At 71.2% G+C, this 16,686-nt stretch carries 17 protein-coding genes; 11 read left to right on the forward strand and 6 right to left on the reverse strand.

Going from position 1 to position 16,686, the window contains the following annotated elements; translation table 11 throughout:
• The first annotated feature begins 58 nt into the window (after positions 1–58).
• From STRCI_RS37790 to STRCI_RS37810, 5 genes are all read left to right on the forward strand, one after another.
• Positions 59–1,147, forward strand: a complete 1,089-nt coding sequence (locus STRCI_RS37790) for a diaminopropionate ammonia-lyase (RefSeq protein WP_269663508.1) — start codon at positions 59–61, stop codon at positions 1,145–1,147.
• On the forward strand, positions 1,141–1,752 hold the full coding sequence (locus STRCI_RS37795) for a LysE family translocator (RefSeq protein WP_269663509.1): 612 nt from the start codon (positions 1,141–1,143) through the stop codon (positions 1,750–1,752). The genes STRCI_RS37790 and STRCI_RS37795 overlap by 7 nt, the downstream gene beginning before the upstream one ends.
• Positions 1,753–1,886: 134 nt before the next feature.
• Complete coding sequence (locus tag STRCI_RS37800) at positions 1,887–2,012, forward strand: hypothetical protein (RefSeq protein WP_269663510.1); 126 nt, start codon at positions 1,887–1,889, stop codon at positions 2,010–2,012.
• Between the two features lie 106 nt (positions 2,013–2,118).
• Entirely contained in the window at positions 2,119–2,685 is a 567-nt protein-coding gene (locus STRCI_RS37805; protein WP_269663511.1) for a nucleoside/nucleotide kinase family protein, read from the forward strand.
• 250 nt (positions 2,686–2,935) lie between these two features.
• Positions 2,936–3,775 (forward strand): HAD family hydrolase, encoded by an 840-nt coding sequence (locus STRCI_RS37810; protein ID WP_269663512.1) that lies wholly within the window; start codon positions 2,936–2,938, stop codon positions 3,773–3,775.
• 9 nt (positions 3,776–3,784) lie between these two features.
• Here the strand turns inward: STRCI_RS37810 and STRCI_RS37815 are convergent, their stop codons facing one another.
• The 3 genes from STRCI_RS37815 to STRCI_RS37825 are packed head-to-tail and all read right to left on the reverse strand — an operon-like array spanning position 3,785 to position 6,865.
• Positions 3,785–5,044 (reverse strand): cytochrome P450, encoded by a 1,260-nt coding sequence (locus STRCI_RS37815; protein WP_269663513.1) that lies wholly within the window; start codon positions 5,042–5,044, stop codon positions 3,785–3,787.
• A gap of 53 nt (positions 5,045–5,097) precedes the next feature.
• A complete protein-coding gene (locus tag STRCI_RS37820) occupies positions 5,098–5,814 on the reverse strand; it encodes an NADPH-dependent F420 reductase (protein WP_269663514.1) in 717 nt (238 codons plus the stop codon).
• A gap of 22 nt (positions 5,815–5,836) precedes the next feature.
• Positions 5,837–6,865, reverse strand: coding sequence for an LLM class flavin-dependent oxidoreductase (locus STRCI_RS37825; protein WP_269663515.1), 1,029 nt, complete (start codon positions 6,863–6,865; stop codon positions 5,837–5,839).
• Between the two features lie 96 nt (positions 6,866–6,961).
• Between STRCI_RS37825 and STRCI_RS37830 the strand changes: the two genes are divergently transcribed.
• The 4 genes from STRCI_RS37830 to STRCI_RS37845 all read left to right on the forward strand — a co-directional run bounded on the left by STRCI_RS37830 (position 6,962) and on the right by STRCI_RS37845 (position 10,043).
• Positions 6,962–7,453: a MarR family winged helix-turn-helix transcriptional regulator gene (locus STRCI_RS37830; RefSeq protein ID WP_269663516.1), complete on the forward strand. Its 492-nt coding sequence runs from the start codon at positions 6,962–6,964 to the stop codon at positions 7,451–7,453.
• 46 nt (positions 7,454–7,499) lie between these two features.
• Positions 7,500–8,438: a pirin family protein gene (locus tag STRCI_RS37835; protein WP_269663517.1), complete on the forward strand. Its 939-nt coding sequence runs from the start codon at positions 7,500–7,502 to the stop codon at positions 8,436–8,438.
• 84 nt (positions 8,439–8,522) lie between these two features.
• On the forward strand, positions 8,523–9,605 hold the full coding sequence (locus STRCI_RS37840; RefSeq protein WP_269664749.1) for an LLM class flavin-dependent oxidoreductase: 1,083 nt from the start codon (positions 8,523–8,525) through the stop codon (positions 9,603–9,605).
• Positions 9,606–9,608: 3 nt separating this feature from the next.
• Complete coding sequence (locus tag STRCI_RS37845; RefSeq protein ID WP_269663518.1) at positions 9,609–10,043, forward strand: tetratricopeptide repeat protein; 435 nt, start codon at positions 9,609–9,611, stop codon at positions 10,041–10,043.
• A 36-nt stretch (positions 10,044–10,079) separates the two neighbouring features.
• Here the strand turns inward: STRCI_RS37845 and STRCI_RS37850 are convergent, their stop codons facing one another.
• Positions 10,080–10,778, reverse strand: coding sequence for an NAD(P)-dependent oxidoreductase (locus STRCI_RS37850; protein WP_269663519.1), 699 nt, complete (start codon positions 10,776–10,778; stop codon positions 10,080–10,082).
• 85 nt (positions 10,779–10,863) lie between these two features.
• Here STRCI_RS37850 and STRCI_RS37855 point away from each other — a divergent pair, with 85 nt between their 5' ends.
• The gene (locus tag STRCI_RS37855; protein WP_269663520.1) at positions 10,864–11,532 is read left to right on the forward strand and encodes a TetR/AcrR family transcriptional regulator; all 669 of its coding nucleotides are present in this window, start codon (positions 10,864–10,866) and stop codon (positions 11,530–11,532) included.
• A 410-nt stretch (positions 11,533–11,942) separates the two neighbouring features.
• Positions 11,943–13,142, forward strand: coding sequence for a glycoside hydrolase family 88 protein (locus STRCI_RS37860; protein WP_269663521.1), 1,200 nt, complete (start codon positions 11,943–11,945; stop codon positions 13,140–13,142).
• 10 nt (positions 13,143–13,152) lie between these two features.
• On the opposite strand, the gene STRCI_RS37865 is transcribed toward STRCI_RS37860, so the two are convergent.
• On the reverse strand, positions 13,153–13,860 hold the full coding sequence (locus tag STRCI_RS37865; RefSeq protein ID WP_269663522.1) for a DUF4328 domain-containing protein: 708 nt from the start codon (positions 13,858–13,860) through the stop codon (positions 13,153–13,155).
• A gap of 51 nt (positions 13,861–13,911) precedes the next feature.
• The gene (locus STRCI_RS37870) at positions 13,912–16,464 is read right to left on the reverse strand and encodes an AMP-binding protein (protein ID WP_269663523.1); all 2,553 of its coding nucleotides are present in this window, start codon (positions 16,462–16,464) and stop codon (positions 13,912–13,914) included.
• Positions 16,465–16,686 lie beyond the last annotated feature (222 nt).

The raw sequence follows: 16,686 nt of genomic DNA on the forward strand, positions 1-16,686 counted from the left end.
ATTGTAGTTCGGAAACATTCGCTGGACCGATGATGAGCCGGAGCCGGACCATGGACACGTGACCGCACACCACCCCGCACCCCCATGGTTCGCCCACCCCGGCGCGCGCACCTGGCGCTGCGCCCCGCCGCCCGCCGAGGTCCGCGCCTTCCACGCGGCCCTGCCCGGCTACGCACCCACACCACTCACCGAACTACCTCAACTGGCAGCGGAGTTGGGTGTCGGCAGGGTCTTCGTCAAAGACGAGTCGGACCGCCTCGGGCTGCCCGCCTTCAAGGCGCTGGGCGCGTCCTGGGCGGTCCACCGCGCGCTGGCCGAACGGAACACGAGTGGCCCGGTCACCCTGGTGACCGCCACCGACGGCAACCACGGCCGAGCGGTTGCCCGCACGGCACGGCTGCTGGGGCAGCGGGCCCATGTCCTCGTCCCACGGGGCGTGCACCCGCGAGCCGTCGAGGCCATCGCCGCCGAGCGGGCGCAGGTCACGGAGGTCGCGGGCCCGTACGACGAGGCCGTACGCCTGGCAGCGGCGGCGGCCGAAGCGCCCGACGCCGTCCTGGTCCAGGACACCGCCTGGCCGGGGTACGAGCGGATCCCGGGCTGGATCGTCGAGGGCTACTCCACCCTGTGTGCGGAGATCGACGAGCAGTTGGGCGGGCCGGCACCGGACCTCGTCGCCGTCCCGGTCGGCGTCGGATCGCTCGCCCAGGCCGTGGTCACCCACTACCGCAGCCGCCCCGCGGACCGGGCGGCGCCCGCGCTCCTGTCCGTGGAGCCGGTGGCCGCGGCCTGCGTCCTCGCCAGTCTCGGCCACGGCGAACCCGTCGGCGTCACCACCGGCGCCACCACGATGGCCGGGCTGAACTGCGGCACACCGTCCAGCCTGGCCTGGCCCAGCCTGCGCGACGGGCTGGACGCGGCGATCGCCGTCACGGACGCCGAGAGCGCCGGTGCGGCCGCCCGGCTGGCCGAACTCGGTGTCTTCTCGGGCCCTTGCGGAGCAGCGGCGCTCGCCGGTCCGCGCGCGGCCCTCACCGGCGTGGGCGCGGACGAACGCCGTACGGCGCTGGGCCTCGCGGCGACCTCCGTGGTCGTCCTGCTGAACACCGAGGGTGCCGCCGCCAACCCGCACTCCACGGCATGCTGACCCACCTCGCCGCCGCGCTCGGAGTCCTGGGGCTGCTGACGGTCGTGCCCGGCCCGGACATGGCCGTGGTCACCCGGCGCGCTCTGCTGGCGGGACCGGAGGACGCGCTGCGGACCGTGGGCGGGATCGCGAGCGGGCTGCTGGTGTGGGGCGCGCTGGCGGTGGCCGGACTCGCGGCCGTACTGGCCGCGTCGCCGACGGCGTACCTGACGGTCAAGCTCCTCGGCGCCGCGTACCTGGTGTTCCTGGGCGCGCAGGCCCTCTGGCAGCACCCTCACGCGACCCCGGCGGACACCGCCGTGCCGATCGCCGGAGGCCCCTGGCGAACCGGCCTGATCAGCAACGTCCTCAACCCCAAGATCGCCGTCTGCTACACCGCCCTGCTGCCCACCCTCGCCCCACCCGCCCTGCCCGCCGCCTGGGCGATGACCCTCCTGGTCCTCCTCCACGTCGCCCTCACCTGCGCCTGGCTGGGCGGCTGTGTCCTCCTGCTGTCCAGGGCCGGGCCGCTGCTCGGGAAGCCCGGCGTCCGCCGAGCGCTCGCGCGCATCACCGGCGTCGTGCTGATCGCCTTCGGCATCGCGGTGGCGACGACGGCGAGCTGATCCGCCCGAAGGGCCGCGCATGCCAAGTGGCCTCGCTACTATCGGAGTTGCTTTCCATCGATCGGGGGGACCCTCCCGCGGCGCGCTGTTCGACGAACGCGCCGCCGGGGGGAACCGGATGGGAGGTGAAAACTATGGCCGACGACAAGTCGACCAGGACGACCGGGCTCTGTGCGGACATGGCCAAGCGGGTTGTTGCCGCGTTGAGCGCTCGCGCGATGTGGGCAGCGATTCTCTACCTGCTGCACCGAGACGTGTGACGTCCGGGGTCCCGATCCGACCCCCTGGGCCGGGACCCCATTCTCTCTTCCCCATTCGCCTGAATTCGGATCGCGTGGCGCCACGGCCCGCTGGCAGGCTGCCGTCATGGAGCACGTGGAAGTACTGCTGATCGGTGGACGGGCAGGTGTCGGCAAGACGACGGTGGGATGGGAGGTCTCCGCCCAGTTGCGGGCCGCCGCGGTCGCCCACGCCGTCATCGAGGGTGACTACATGGGCCAGATCCATCCGGCCCCGGACGGCGATCCGCACCGCGCGGCCATCACCGAGAGCAACCTGACCGCCGTCTGGGCCAACTACGCGGCCCACGGCTGCCGACGCCTGATCTACACGAACACCGTGAGCGTGCTTCCCGAGGCGACGGGGATGTTCGAACGTGCGATGGGGGCCGGAGTGCGCCTCATCCGTGTGCTGCTGACCGCCTCCGACACCACGGCCGAGGAACGCCTGCTCGGCCGTGAACTCGGCTCGGAGCTGGCGGGGGAGATCGCCGGCAGCCTGCGCAAGGCACGGCTCCTGGACGACCGGTCGCCGACGGAGACCCTGCGGCTGGCCACCGACGGACGGCTCGTGGTGGACATCGCCAAGGAGGTCGTGGCGGCCACAGGCTGGGCCACCATCGACGATTTGGCGGAGCGGCCGGTCGTACCGTAGGATCGATCTTGAGCCGGTCGCCGCAACGCTAAGCAACCGGCACTGCGTTGGTGGTCCAAGGAAAGACGTCCCGCTTCCTGCGGGGAGATGCAGGTGCAAGGCCTGCCCGGCGCTCAGATATATGGCCCGTCCCGAATTTCGGGGCGGGCCATATGTGTTGTTCCCCTCCCTGCTCGTGCCCGTCGGTAAGATGATGCATCAACTAGGCTGGGTCGTCGAAGCTCCGGAACCCGAACAAGAAGGTGCCGCCGTGGCCACGACACCGGCTCGCCTGCTCATCGACCCGCCCCGACTCGTCGCGACGGATCTGGACGGCACGCTGCTGCGCGGAGACGGCACGCTCTCGCCCCGTACCCGGGCCGCCCTCGCCGCGGTCGAGCGGGCCGGAATTCCCGTCGTGCTGGTCACGGGCCGTCCGTCACGCGTCGTGGACGCGCTGATCGAGAGCATCGGACCGCACCACGTGATCGCCGCCAACGGCGCCGCCGTCCACACCCCCGACGGATCCCTGGCCCTCGCCTCACCGCTGTCACCCGCCGAGGCGACGCGACTCGTCACGGGGGTGCGTGCCGCGGTCCCCGGGGTCTCCTTCGCCGTCGAGTACGACCGGGACTTCGGCCATGAACCGGACTACCCGACCTGGTCGTTCGGCGCGGACTCGGTCGAACTCGTCGGCACGGCCGAGGCGTTGGTGGCCCGGAACCCGGCCGGCCCCCTGCTGAAGATCCTCGCCCACCACCCGACCCTCCCGCTCGGCGACTTCTATGAGCAGGCGCGGCGAGCCGCCGGAACCGCCGCCGAGACCACGCACTCCACCGGGCTGTCCCTCGTGGAGTTCAGCGCGCCCGGCGTCACCAAGGCGACCACCCTGATCGACTGGAGCGGCCGACTCGGCATCGCCGCCCATGAGATCGTGGCGTTCGGCGACATGCCCAACGACCTGCCCATGCTCACCGCGGTGGGCCACTCCTACGCCATGGCCAACGCCCACCCGGACGTCCTGGCCGCCGCACGCCATCGCACATCCTCCAACGAGGAGGACGGCGTCGCCGAGGTGCTGGAAGGATTCGTCGACGCGCTCGTCCCGTAGGCAAGGGAGTCAGCGGGACTCCACCGTCATCCGCAGCGGCGCGCGGAACGACAGCAGGCCGAGCATCGGGTCGTCCGCCGCCGGCACGAGCCGCGCCGACGGCAGGCGGCGGGCCGCCGTGCTGAGGGCCACGGCCGCCTCCGTGCGTGCCAGGGACGCGCCCGGGCAGCGGTGGCGGCCGACGCCGAAGGCCAGGTGCTGCCGTATGTTCGACCGGTGCGGGCACATGCGGTCCGGGGTGTCGAAGACCTCCGGGTCCGAGCCGCTGCCCAGGAGCAGCAGCAGTAGCTGTGCGCCCGCCGGGAGTTCCACCCCGCCCAGCTCGACCGGGCGCGCGGTGACCCGGCGCCACGACGTCACCGGGGGCTCACGGCGCAGTACTTCCTCCACCCAGGCCCGCGCCGAGTCGTCCTGCGAGGCGACGCGGGCCCACATGCCGGGCTCGGTCAGGGCGTGCCGCAGCACGGTCGCGATGAGCTGGCCGGTGGTGGACTGCCCGGCGATGAAGACGAAGAAGCACGCGGCGACGGCCGTCTCCACGTCCAGCCGCTCGCCGTCGGGCAGCCGGTGATCGGTCAGGGCCCGCACGAAGGAGCCGGGGCGGGCCGACCCGCCGGCCACCGTCTCGGTGAGCCACTGGTGGAACTCGGCCACCAGCGCCGCCAGTTCGAGCTGACGCTCCGGTGCGGGGCGGCCGTAGAACAGTTCCAGCGAGGCGTCGCTCCAGCGGATCAGCGTCGCGGTCGGTACGCCCTCGATGCCCAGGAGCTCCATCAGCACGCGGCACGGCAGCACCTGGGCGAAGGACGTGAACAGATCGCAGCGGCCCGAGCCGTCGAGCCGCTCCGCCACTCCGTCCAGCAACTCGTCGGCGATGCGCTCGATCACGGGTACGGCGGCGGCGACCCGCTGGGCGTTGAAGAACCGCGTGACCACCCGGCGCAGCCCGGGGTGGGTGTCGGTGCCGTTGTTCGCCAGGGCGACCGGGAGGTTGAAGCCCGCCCGTGCCAGCACCCTGAGCGCGCCGAACGAGAGCGGGGTGACGGCGTGCTGGGCGTTGTCCGGCAGGAAGTCGCCCGGCGTGAGGAGCACCTGGCGGATGTCCCGGTGACGGCTCACCAGCCACAGCCCGGTGCCCGCGTCGAAGTGCACCGGAGCGTCGGAGCGCAGCGCCTCCAGCCACGGGTACGGGTCGCGGGTGAAGGTGTCGTCGAAGAGGTCGACCGCGGTGCTGCCGGGTGCGGTTGCGCCCAATGCCGGGGAAGTCACGGTCCGGGACGCTAACACGTGCTCGCGTGGTTACTGCACGTATGTGCGGCGCATCACTCCAGCTCAGGCGGTAGGTCCGGATCCGCCGCCCGCGCCGCCGCGACCGTCCGCCCGCGCTCCGTCTCCGGGAAGCGCCGGAGCATCGCCCGCAGCTCCGCCGCCTCGACGTTGGCACCGAACGGCTCGGTGCCCGGCTCCAGCCGTACGCCCGAGGCGAGCGGGCCCGCGACCACGGGATCGAAGCCGAGCGCGTCCACGAGACGCGAGACGGTCGAGACGTCGTCGGGATCGTCCCCGGCGACGGCAATCGCCTTGCGGCCGGGTGCGCCGACGGGCCGGGCCCCGTCCTCCAGGTCGTGGTACCCCATGTGGTTGAACGCCTTCACCACGCGCGCACCGGACAGGAACGCCTGCACGGTCTCGCTCGACGAGGTGCGCGGGTCGGTGAGGTCCGCGCGGACGCCGTCCACCTCCCACCAGTAGTTCATCGCGTCGACGACGAGCTTGCCGTCCAGTGCCTCGGCCGGGACGTTGCGGTGCTTGCCCAGGGGGAGGGCGAGGACGACGACGTCCGCCTTGGCCGCGGCCTGCTCCGCGGTGACCGGGACCGCTCCGGGGGTGAGCACCTCGACGGTGAGGGCGATCCGCGCGGGATCGCCGGAACCGGCGATGAGCACCCGGTACCCGGCGGCGACGGCCAGCCGGGCGAGCACGGTCCCGACCTTCCCGGCGCCCAGGATCCCGACGGTCCCTGACTCGGTGATGGCCATGTCTGCTCCGTTCAGGCGAGGCTCAGGCGAGGAGGTCGCGGACCATGGGGATGACCTTGGTGCCGTACAGCTCGACGGACCGGAGGCGGGCGCTGACCGGCTGGGCTCCGGCGGTGTAGATCAGATCGAACCGGCCCACGCCGAGCGCCTTGACGGCGCGGGCCATCTTGCGGGCGACCGTCTCGGGCGAGCCGATGTAGAGGGAGCCGTGCTCGATCTCCGCCGCGTACTCCTCCTCGCGGACCGGCGGCCAACCCCGCAGCGCGCCGATGCGGTCCCGCATGAGCTTGTAGTGCGGCCAGTGCACCTCGCGGGCCTCCTCGTCGGTGTCCGCTATGAAGCCCGGCGAGTGCATGCCGACCGGGTGGGCGGTGGTGCCGAACTGGTCGGTGGCGCGCTGGTACAGGTCGACGTAGGGGGCGAAGCGCTCCGGGGTGCCGCCGATGATGGCGATCATGAGCGGGAAGCCGTAGTGCGCGGTGCGGATGACCGACTGGGGAGTCCCGCCGACCCCGACCCAGGTGGTCAGCCGACCCGACTCGGTCTTGGGGAAGACATCGGCGTCGTCGAGGGCGGCGCGCTGGGTGCCGCTCCAGGTGACGGGCTTCTCCTCCAGCAGCTTGGCGAAGAGCTCGATCTTCTCCTCGAACAGGACGTCGTAATCGCCCAGGTCGTAGCCGAAGAGGGGGAACGACTCGGTGAACGAGCCCCGTCCGAGGATGATCTCGGCCCGGCCGCCCGAGAGCGCGTCCACGGTGGAGAAGCGCTGGAAGACGCGGACCGGATCGTCGGAGCTGAGCACGGTCACGCCCGAGGAGAGACGGATCCGCCCGGTGCGGGTGGCGATACCCGCGAGGACGGTCTCGGGGGACGAGATCGCGTACTCGGGGCGGTGGTGCTCCCCGAGGGCGATCACATCGACGCCGGTCTCGTCCATGAGGACGGCCTCGTCGACGACCTGCCGGATGGCGCGCGCGTCGGACACGAGGGCGCCGGTGTCGTCCTGCGGCACATCGCCGAACGTGTCCAGACCGAAGACGAGATCTGACATGGCTGGCTTCCTTCGTGAGGGGCCGGAGGGGCATCTGGTTGACGCGTCAATCATCACGCGGTCTACTTGATATGTCAACCAAGAGGACGGTGAGCCATGGACGGGCGACGCGGGGCGCTGCCGACCACCCAGGAACTGCGCATCTGGCGCGACTTCATCGAGACGACGGAGGCACTCCGCTCCGAACTCGCCTCACGGCTGCACGGCGAGTCCGCGCTGTCGCCCGGCGACTACGCGGTCCTGCTCGCTCTGTGTGAGGCGGAGGGCCGCCGCCTGCGCCCCTCCCGGCTGGCGGCCTGTATCGGCTGGCAGCGCAGCAGGCTCTCGCATCATCTCGGCCGGATGGAGCGTCGGGGGCTGGTCCGGCGCGAGGAATGCGCCGCCGACAGCCGGGGCGCCGAGGTGGTGCTGACCGACGAGGGCGCGGACGCGTTCCGCCGGGCGTCCCTTCCTCATCTGCGGGCCGTGCGCGAACTGTTCGTCGGGCCCCTCTCGGCGGCCCAGTTGACCGCCGCCGACGAGCTTGCCTCGGCCCTGCGGGCGGGACTGGAGACGCTGCGTGCCGACCTCCCCGATGATCGTGGATGATCTATCAACCATGCAGAGAACGAAGGAGATGGCTTCGGTGAGCAATATGGAGACCGCGCCTGAGGCCCCGCCGCGCGTCGAGGTGATCACCCCTCGCGCGGTGCCCCTGGGCGGGCCGCGCTCGATGACCGTACGGCGCACCCTGCCCCAGCGGGCCCGGACCCTGATCGGCGCCTGGTGCTTCGCCGACCACTACGGACCGGACGACGTCGCCGCCACCGGCGGCATGCGGGTCCCGCCGCACCCGCACACCGGTCTCCAGACGGTGAGCTGGCTGTTCAGCGGGGAGATCGAGCACCGCGACAGCCTCGGCTCCCATGCCTTCGTCCGCCCCGGCGAGATGAACCTCATGACGGGCGGCCACGGCATCGCCCACTCCGAGGTCTCCACACCGGGCACCACCGTCCTGCACGGCGTCCAGCTGTGGGTCGCGCTGCCCGAGGAGCACCGCGACACCGCCCGCGACTTCCAGCACCACGTCCCCGAACCCCGAAGGGTCGACGGCGCCGAGATCCGGGTCTTCCTCGGGTCGCTCGCCTCGGTCGCCTCCCCGGTGCGCACCTTCACGCCCCTGCTGGGCGCCGAGATCATTCTCGCGCCCCGGGCGACCCTCACCCTGGCCGTGGACCCCGGCTTCGAGCACGGCCTGCTCGTGGACAGCGGCGACATCCGCCTGGCCGGCACCCCGCTGCGCCCGGCCGAGCTGGGCTACGTCCACCCGGGCGCGGCCACCCTCACGCTGGTCAACGAGTCGGACGCGCCGGCCCGGACCGTCCTGCTCGGCGGTGTGCCGCTCGACGGGGAGATCGTGATGTGGTGGAACTTCGTCGGCCGCGGCCATGACGACATCGTCCGGGCCCGCGAGGACTGGGAAGCCGCCTCCGACCGCTTCGGCGAGGTCGAGGGCTTCCCCGGCGAACGTCTCCCCGCCCCCGCCCTGCCGAACGCCACCATCCGGCCCCGCCGGAACCCGCCGCGCCACTGACCGGCGGGCCGCAGGAATAGGGCGGACCGGGACTGCGTTGCCGACGTCGGTTGATGTATCAACCTCATGGAAAGGCTGATCATGATGCAGTTCGGCATCTTCACCGTCGGTGACGTCACCACCGACCCGACCACGGGCCGTACCCCGACGGAGCACGAGCGGATCAAGGCGATGGTCGCCATCGCCCAGAAGGCCGAAGAGGTGGGCCTGGACGTCTTCGCGACCGGCGAGCACCACAACCCGCCGTTCGTGCCGTCCTCCCCGACCACCCTGCTGGGCTGGATCGCCGCACGCACCGAACGCATCGTCCTGTCCACCTCCACCACGCTGATCACCACCAACGACCCGGTGAAGATCGCCGAGGACTTCGCGATGCTCCAGCACCTGGCCGACGGCCGGGTCGACCTGATGATGGGCCGCGGCAACACCGGCCCGGTCTACCCCTGGTTCGGCAAGGACATCCGTGACGGAATCAGCCTCGCCGTCGAGAACTACGCGCTGCTGCACCGGCTGTGGCGGGAGGACGTCGTGAACTGGGAGGGCAAGTTCCGTACGCCGCTCCAGGGTTTCACGGCCACGCCGCGCCCGCTGGACGGCGTAGCGCCGTTCGTCTGGCACGGCTCCATCCGCTCGCCGGAGATCGCCGAACAGGCCGCCTATTACGGCGACGGGTTCTTCCACAACAACATCTTCTGGCCGAAGGAGCACACGAAGAAGCTGATCGAGCTGTACCGGGAGCGGTACGCGCACTACGGGCACGGCAGCGCCGAGCAGGCGATCGTCGGACTCGGCGGCCATGTCTACATGCGGCCCAACTCCCAGGACGCCGTACGCGAGTTCCGTCCGTTCTTCGACCACTCACCGGTGATGGGCGGCGGGATCTCCATGGAGGAGTACATGGCGCAGACCCCGCTGACCGTCGGCACCCCCGAGCAGGTCATCGAGAAGACCCTGTCCTTCCGTGAGTACTTCGGTGACTACCAGCGCCAGTTGTTCATGGTCGACGGCGGGGGAGTGCCCTTGAAGACCGTGCTGGAACAGATCGACCTGCTCGGCGAGGAGGTCGTCCCGGTCCTGCGCGAGGAGTTCGCGAAGAACCGCCCGGCGGAGGTGCCGGACGCCCCGACCCACGCGTCGCTGCTCGCCGCGAAAGGAAGCGAGGACTGAGAAATGACGACGGACAGCTTCAACGACTACCCGGCGCACGACGGCGTCGCGCCCGACCGCTGGGCCAGTGCCCTGCACCTGTTCGACAACGGCGCCGGCGCGCCGCACGAGGAGACCGCCCTCGAACGCTGGGAGCGGGCCCAACTCCTCTTCGGCGCCCGGGACTACATCGGCGCCGCCCGGCTCCTCGCCGAGGTCGTCGAGGAGGCCCCGGAGCAGACCGGCCCCCGGCTGCTGCTGGCCCGGTCCTACTACCACTCGGCCCAACTGAGCCGCGCCGAGGAACAGTTGCGGCACATCGTCGACCGCGATCCGGTGGAGCACTACGCCCACCTGATGCTGGGCCGCACCCTGGAACGCCAGGGGCGCCAGGAGGAGGCGGCTCCCTGGCTGCGGATGGCCGCCGCCTTCTCGGGCGAACTGCCCGACGGGGACTGAGTCCCTAGCGGGGGCACCGGGCGTCCGGTGCCCCCGCTAGGGCTGGTGGGCCAGGGCGCTCGGGGTCCGGCAGCCGACGATCGCCGGGGCCTCCCGGACGAGCGTGTCATCGGTCAGCGCCTCCACCATGAACAGTGCGAAGTCCACCCGGCGCGTGAGGTTGCTTGCCAGCACCGGGTCGCCCACATGCCGGCTCCACACCGGCAGGCCCTGGCTCTCGCCCTCCTCCAGCGAACTGCCGCGCACCACGGTCCAGCGGGTGTCGCTGGCGAAGATCCGCCGGCACGCCTCCACCTGGTCGTCGATCTCCACGGCCCGCACGAGCCTGCCCAGCACGGCCGCGATCCGCACCGCCAGGGTGAACAGCCGGGAGTACCGGTCCTTGCCGTCACGTGTGATGTGCCAGCCGCAGGAGAAGACCAGCCGCGCGCCCGGCGCCGCGTGATCGAGCACCGCCTGCGCCGTACCGGACGAGTACTGCCGTACACCCCAGGGCACCAGGACCGTCAGCACGCCGTCGCATCCGGCGACGGCCCGCCGGATCACCTCCCGGTCGTCGGTGTCCCCGGGGACGACGGTGATCCGCCCCTCGAACGCGGCCAGTTTCGGCACACTGCGCTCCCGGCACACCCCGACCACCTCGTAGCCGCGCTCTAGCGCGTGCCGGACCATGTACTGCCCGAGCTTCCCCGAAGCGCCGACGATGCAGACCTTCTTCATCCGATCCGTGCCCATGGCGCAGCCCCTTCACCGGCATGCCGACCTTATGTTGTAAGGTACGCTAGCCTTATGATGTAAGGCAGTCAATGAGGGAGGGTGGATGCCCGAGGGCCGCAGGGGCCGACGCGTCCCGCTCAGCCGTGAGCGCGTGATCCGTACGGCCGTGGCGGTGGCCGACGAGAAGGGCTCGGCGGCGCTCACCATGCGGGCCGTTGCCGAACCCCTGGGCGTCGAGGCCATGTCGCTCTACCACCATGTGAAGGGCCGCGAGGACATCCTCGACGGCATGGTGGACGCCGTGTTCGGCGAGATCGAACTGCCGCCGCACGACACCGACTGGAAGAGCGCCATGCGGCGGCGTGGCGAGTCCGCCCGCGCCGCCCTCAGACGCCACCCCTGGGCGATCGGCCTGATGGACTCCCGCTCCCGGCCCGGCCCCGCGACCCTCCGCCACCACGACGCCGTCATCGGGGCGTTGCGCGCCGGAGGCTTCTCCGTCCCGATGACGGCTCACGCCGTCTCACTGATCGACAGCTATCTGTACGGCTTTGTGCTCCAGGAGCTGAGCCTGCCGTTCAAGGGCGCGGCGGAACTGGACGAGGTCGCGGGCGCGATCCTGCGGGACATGCCGGCGGACGCCTATCCTCACCTCGCCGAACTGGCCACCGAGCACGTCATGAGGCCCGGCTACGACTACGGGGACGAGTTCGACTACGGCCTCGGTCTCGTCCTCGATGCCCTGCACCCCGACGAGACGGCGAGGCCGTAGCGGCGGCGGCCGTCCTGGGGATGCGCGCTCAGCCGGAGGCTCTGGACGGCCGAGCCGTCGCAGGCGCGCTGCACCAACTGCACACCGTTCACCGAACCCCCGGTGCCGCTCAGGCACTTGCCGCTGTGTCACTGTCCGTCGGCCGGAATTGGTGGTGAGGGCCGAGACATGGAAGCCCGGCCAGCCGCCTCCGGCGTGCATGCACCGCTCGAATCCGGCGCTTTGGGCGGCCGTCTGTGGTGCGTAGTCCAGGAAGCGGAACCAGCGCGAGAATCGTCATGGGTGTTCACGTTTATGAACATTGCCCACGTAGGTGTTCAACGTCCACTCGCTGTGCCAGACTCCTCAACTCCCGGACCTGACTGCGAAGTTGGAGAGGCGGACGATCTGTGACTGTTTCCCGGAGAACCGTGCTGGCGACCGCGGCGGGGGCCGCGGCCATGGGTGTGACCACGGCGCAGAACGCACAGGCCCAGAACGCCCAGGCGCCGAACGCCCCCGCTCTGCGGGACGCCGCCGACTACGCGGTGGAGAAGATCCGCTCCATGGCGCCCCGCGTGACCGCGTTCCCCGTCGGCACCAGGTTCGAGAAGTGGGTCTACTCGCAGAACGGCGACTGGGTGGGCGGCTTCTGGCCGGGCACCCTCTGGATGGCCTGGCTGCACAGCGGCGACGACGAACTGCGGGCACGGGCACTGGAGTCGGCGGCGAAGCTGGCGCCCCGCCAGTACGACACCACCACCCACGACCTGGGCTTCCTCTTCTACCCCTCCTGGGTCACCGCATGGCGCCTGACCGGCGACGAAGCCTGGCGAACCGGCGCTCTGCGAGCGGCGGACTCGCTCATCCGGCGCTACAACCCGCGCGGGCGCTTCATCCGGGCGTGGGGCGCGCTCGACGACCCGAACAACGCGGGCCGGGTCATCATCGACACGATGATGAACCTCGATCTGCTGGCTTTCGCGAGCGCGCAGACCGGTGACCCGAAGTACCTCGACATCGCTGTCGAGCACGCCAGAACGGCCCAGCGGGTCTTCCCGCGCCCCGACGGATCGACCCCGCACGTCTACGACTTCGACCCGGCCACCGGAGCGCCGCTCGGCCCCGGCACGGTCCAGGGGTACAGCCCCACCTCGTGCTGGTCGCGCGGACAGGCGTGGGGCCTGTACGGATTCACCACGATCCACCGCAGGACGGGAAACCGGGACTTCCTCGCCACCGCGCAGAAGCTGGCCGACTACGCCCTCGGCGCGCTGACCCCCGATCACGTCCCCGTGTGGGACTACCGCGCCCCGCAAGCGCCGCACGACATCAAGGACGCCTCCGCCGGAGCCGTCATGGCCTGCGGACTGCTGGACCTCTCCGCGGCGACCGGCCGACAGGAGTACCGGTCCGCGGCGCTGCGCCTGCTCACCGCCCTGTCCCGGACCTGTCTGACCCGGAACTCCGCCCGTGCCGAGGCGGTCGTGGCCCGCTGCACCCGCAACCGGCCGGCGGAGGACGGAGTGGAGATCTCCCTGCCGTACGCCGACTACTACCTGCTGGAGGGCATCCTGCGGGTGCTCGCGCCGCAGCAGGTGGACCGGGCGATCGACCTCTCGTCGGTGTGAGCAACGGCCGTCACAGGGCGGGGCGGTAAGGCCCTTCCAGGGTCTTCCGCTCCTGCATGGCGGTGAGGCGGACGACGAAGAACACGGCGGCTCCGGCGGCCGCGATCTCCAGGCTGTCGCAGATCATGTACTGCCCGACCGCGTCGCGCAGCTCCTCCAGGTTGTCCGCCCTGTCGGCCTTCCACGCGCACCACCGGCTGAACAGCACGTTGGAGGCGAACAGACCCCACCACAGGTTCACCGGCCAGACCGGCGCCCGGTACGGCTGACCGTCGACCGGCAGCGGCGAGGCGGCGCCCCACAGGTCGAGGGCGATCCGGTACGGCAGCCACAGGGCGGCGACCGGAATGAACCAGGAACCGATGGCCCACCCGGGGCCGTTGTGGAACCGGTCCGGTGCCAGCAGCCCGAGGTTGCGGCGCATCCGGAAGAACCAGACGAGGAACATGGCGGCGCACGCCAGATAGGCGCCGACCTGGAACCTGCCCGCCGACTCCCACATCGACAACGCGTTGTGGAGCTCCCCTTGCCGGGCGGTGAGGAACCCGGAGTCCCCTTCGATGACGGAGTACACCCGCACCCCGGCCAGCACGGCGTACGCCCCGCTGAGTGCCGCCACCCCGAGCAGCGCCGACACCACGACGACCATCCACCGCGCGGCCCCCGGAACGCCCGTGGGCAGAACGGCATACGGACGCGGATTCTTCAATTCGGACAAGACGGAGGCCCCCCGGCCGGACAAAGGAGATACGGAATGCCGCAAGAAAGATCAAGCGTGGCCGCAGGATACGCCTGACCTGCGTTTCCGTACCCCCGCCGCCCATCGCATGCCCCGGTTGGCCAGCGTCGCGTACCCGATGCCGAACAGGAGGGAGGCGAGCAGGGCCAGCCAGCCGGAGAAGTCGTCGATCAGGGGGTAGATCTGCCAGTGCGTCAGGTAGATGTACAGGGAGCTGCTCGCCAGGACCCCGGCCGCGGAGTTGATCCACCCGCGGCTCGGCAGCCGGCGCACCCACACCAGCAGGACGAAACCGGCCGCGACGACCGCGTCCCGGAACGGTTCGCCGGGGAAGAAGCCCGGGATCGTGGCCAGCGCCACCACGGTCACCAGAACGCGCTGCCGCGTGCTGTCCGCCTTCGCCGCCGCCCAGCCCAGCGCGAACAGCCAGAAGATGACGACCGCGGAGGGGACATGGCCGAGGTCCTGGAGTCCGGGCAGGTCGTAGCGGGTGACGAGGCCCAGCGCCGCGATCGACATCGGCAGCGCGAAGGGGAAGCGTCGCTCGGCGCGGTCCACCGCGCGCAGACCGAGCAGGGCGATCGTGCCCACCAGGATGTACGTCAGCGCCTCGATGAACCAGAAGTGCATGGCCGTCTCGCTGTCGTGCGGCCCGAGGACGCTGTGCAGCAGGAAGAGGTTGGAGAGGCCGTAGTCGTCGGTGAGAGGGACGACGAGGGCGATCCAGGCCAGGCTCGGCAGCACGATCCGGGCGATGCTGCGCAGCCCGTGCCGGACCCGCTCGCGGCGCTCCGCGGACGGGGTGAGGTGGAAGCGCGCGAGGTTGTACCCCGCCAGCGCGAGCAGGAGATGGGCGCCGCCCTTCACGTAGATGACATGGATGTGCGAGCCGACGATCAGGACGATCGCCGCGGCCCGCAGCGCGATGCCCGTCTCCAGTGCGCGCTTGCGTGACGGTGCCGGCGGCTCGGGGCGGCGGAGGTCGCGGATGGGAGTGGTGTGCCAGTCGGGGGGCAGGTGGCCGAGGGTCTCCTCCAGGTTCAGCGACATCTCCACGTACGACAGTGAGTCGCCGCCCAGGGAGACGAAGCTGTCGTCCTCGGTGACGTCCGGCCGGTCGAGGATCCGGGCGTACAGCCGGCGCAGGTCGGCGGGCGCTTCGGGCGGGGGACCGGCGTCGCCGCCCAGCCTTCGTACTGCCTGGTAGTCGGGCTTGCCGGTGGCCAGTCTGGGCAGTTCGGGCAGGACGTGCACGGCCACCGCCCGGGGCGGGAGACCGTACTCGCCGGTCACGGTGCGGCGGATCGTGTCCGCGTCGGCCGGACCCGTCACCGCCACCAGCAGGACGTCGTCGCCGCCCGCGCACAGCGCGCTGTGGCCGCGCCGCCGCAGCAGTGACTCCACGCGCTCCGGGTCGATCCGCAGACCGGCGATCTTCGCGAAGCGGCTGCTGCGGCCGACGATCTCGTACAGCCCGTCCGGTGCGCGCCGGGCGATGTCGCCCGTGCGCAGGGCGTCGGTGGTGCGGCCGAGGGCGAGGTCGGCGGGGCGCTCGGCGTAGCCCAGCATGACGTTGGGGCCCGAGAAGACCAGCTCGCCCGTGTCCTCGTCCGGCCAGTCGGGGTGCGGTTCCAGCTGAAAGGAGCCGCCGGGTACGGGGACGCCGATCGCCTCGGGGCGGGTCGCGGCGAGGTGCGGCGGCAGATAGGCCATGCGGGCGGTGGCCTCGGTCTGGCCGTACATCACGTACAGGTCCCAGCCCTCGCGCCGGCCCAGTTCGGCGTAGTGGGCGACCCGGTCGGGGGCGAGGCGGCCGCCCGCCTGGGTGATGTAGCGCAGATGGGGCAGCGGCAGGTCGGCGAAGCCGATCCGGTCCAGCAGGTCGAAGGTGTACGGGACCGCGGCGAAGGTGGTGGCGCGGGCGGCGCGGAAGAGGTCCCAGAAGCCGGCGTCGGCGACGGAGCGGTCGGTCAGGACCAGTCCGGCACCCCGCAGGAGATGGCTGTTGACCACCGACAGGCCGTAGCAGTAGTGCAGCGGCAGCGTGGTGGCGGCGCGGTCGTCCTCGCGGATGCCCAGGTAGTCGGCGATGGACTCGGCGTTGGCCTGGAGGTTGTCGTACGACAGCCGGACCAGTTTGGGCGAGCCGGTGGAGCCGGAGGTGCTCAGCAGCAGCGCCAGGTCGGGGTGGAGGTCGTGCGCGGAGACCGCGCGCCGTTCGTCCAGGCGCAGCCCGCCCGAGGTGTCGGTGCTCACCACGATGTCGGGGTCGTAGGCGGCGGTCAGGGACCGTACGGCCGCGGCGTTGTCGCCGGGGACCAGCAGGACCGGGTGGCCGGCGCTGAGCGCGGCCAGGTAGGTGACCAGCACATCGGTCGTGTGGGTGGCGGCCAGCAGCACCAGGCGCCGTCGGCCGCCGAGGCGCGCGGCCGTACGGGTGACCTTTTCGGCCAGCCGGCGATACGACAGTTCGCCGTCCGCGGTGACCAGGGCCGTACGGTCGCCGTGGGCGGCGAGGCGTGTGGCGAACCGGGCGGATGTGGCGCCCGGGACGTCGGGCAGCAGGTCGGAGGGGGTGAGCACAGGCGCATATTAGGTTTGCCTTACCTCAAAGGAAAGACACAGAAGCATCACGGGCGATGCATGGGTGGCGCACAGGTGCGTGGCGATCCGGTCGAACAACGCTCGTTATCAAGCCGTTCTTGACGGTGAGGTTAGCTTTACCTTATTCATGGCTCGTTCACAGCTTTCTCCGCGGCACCGCTCCCTCCGCTGTCTGGAAGGCATCGCCCCCGCTGTCAGGAA

Source organism: Streptomyces cinnabarinus (genome assembly GCF_027270315.1).
Lineage (GTDB): Bacteria > Actinomycetota > Actinomycetes > Streptomycetales > Streptomycetaceae > Streptomyces > Streptomyces cinnabarinus.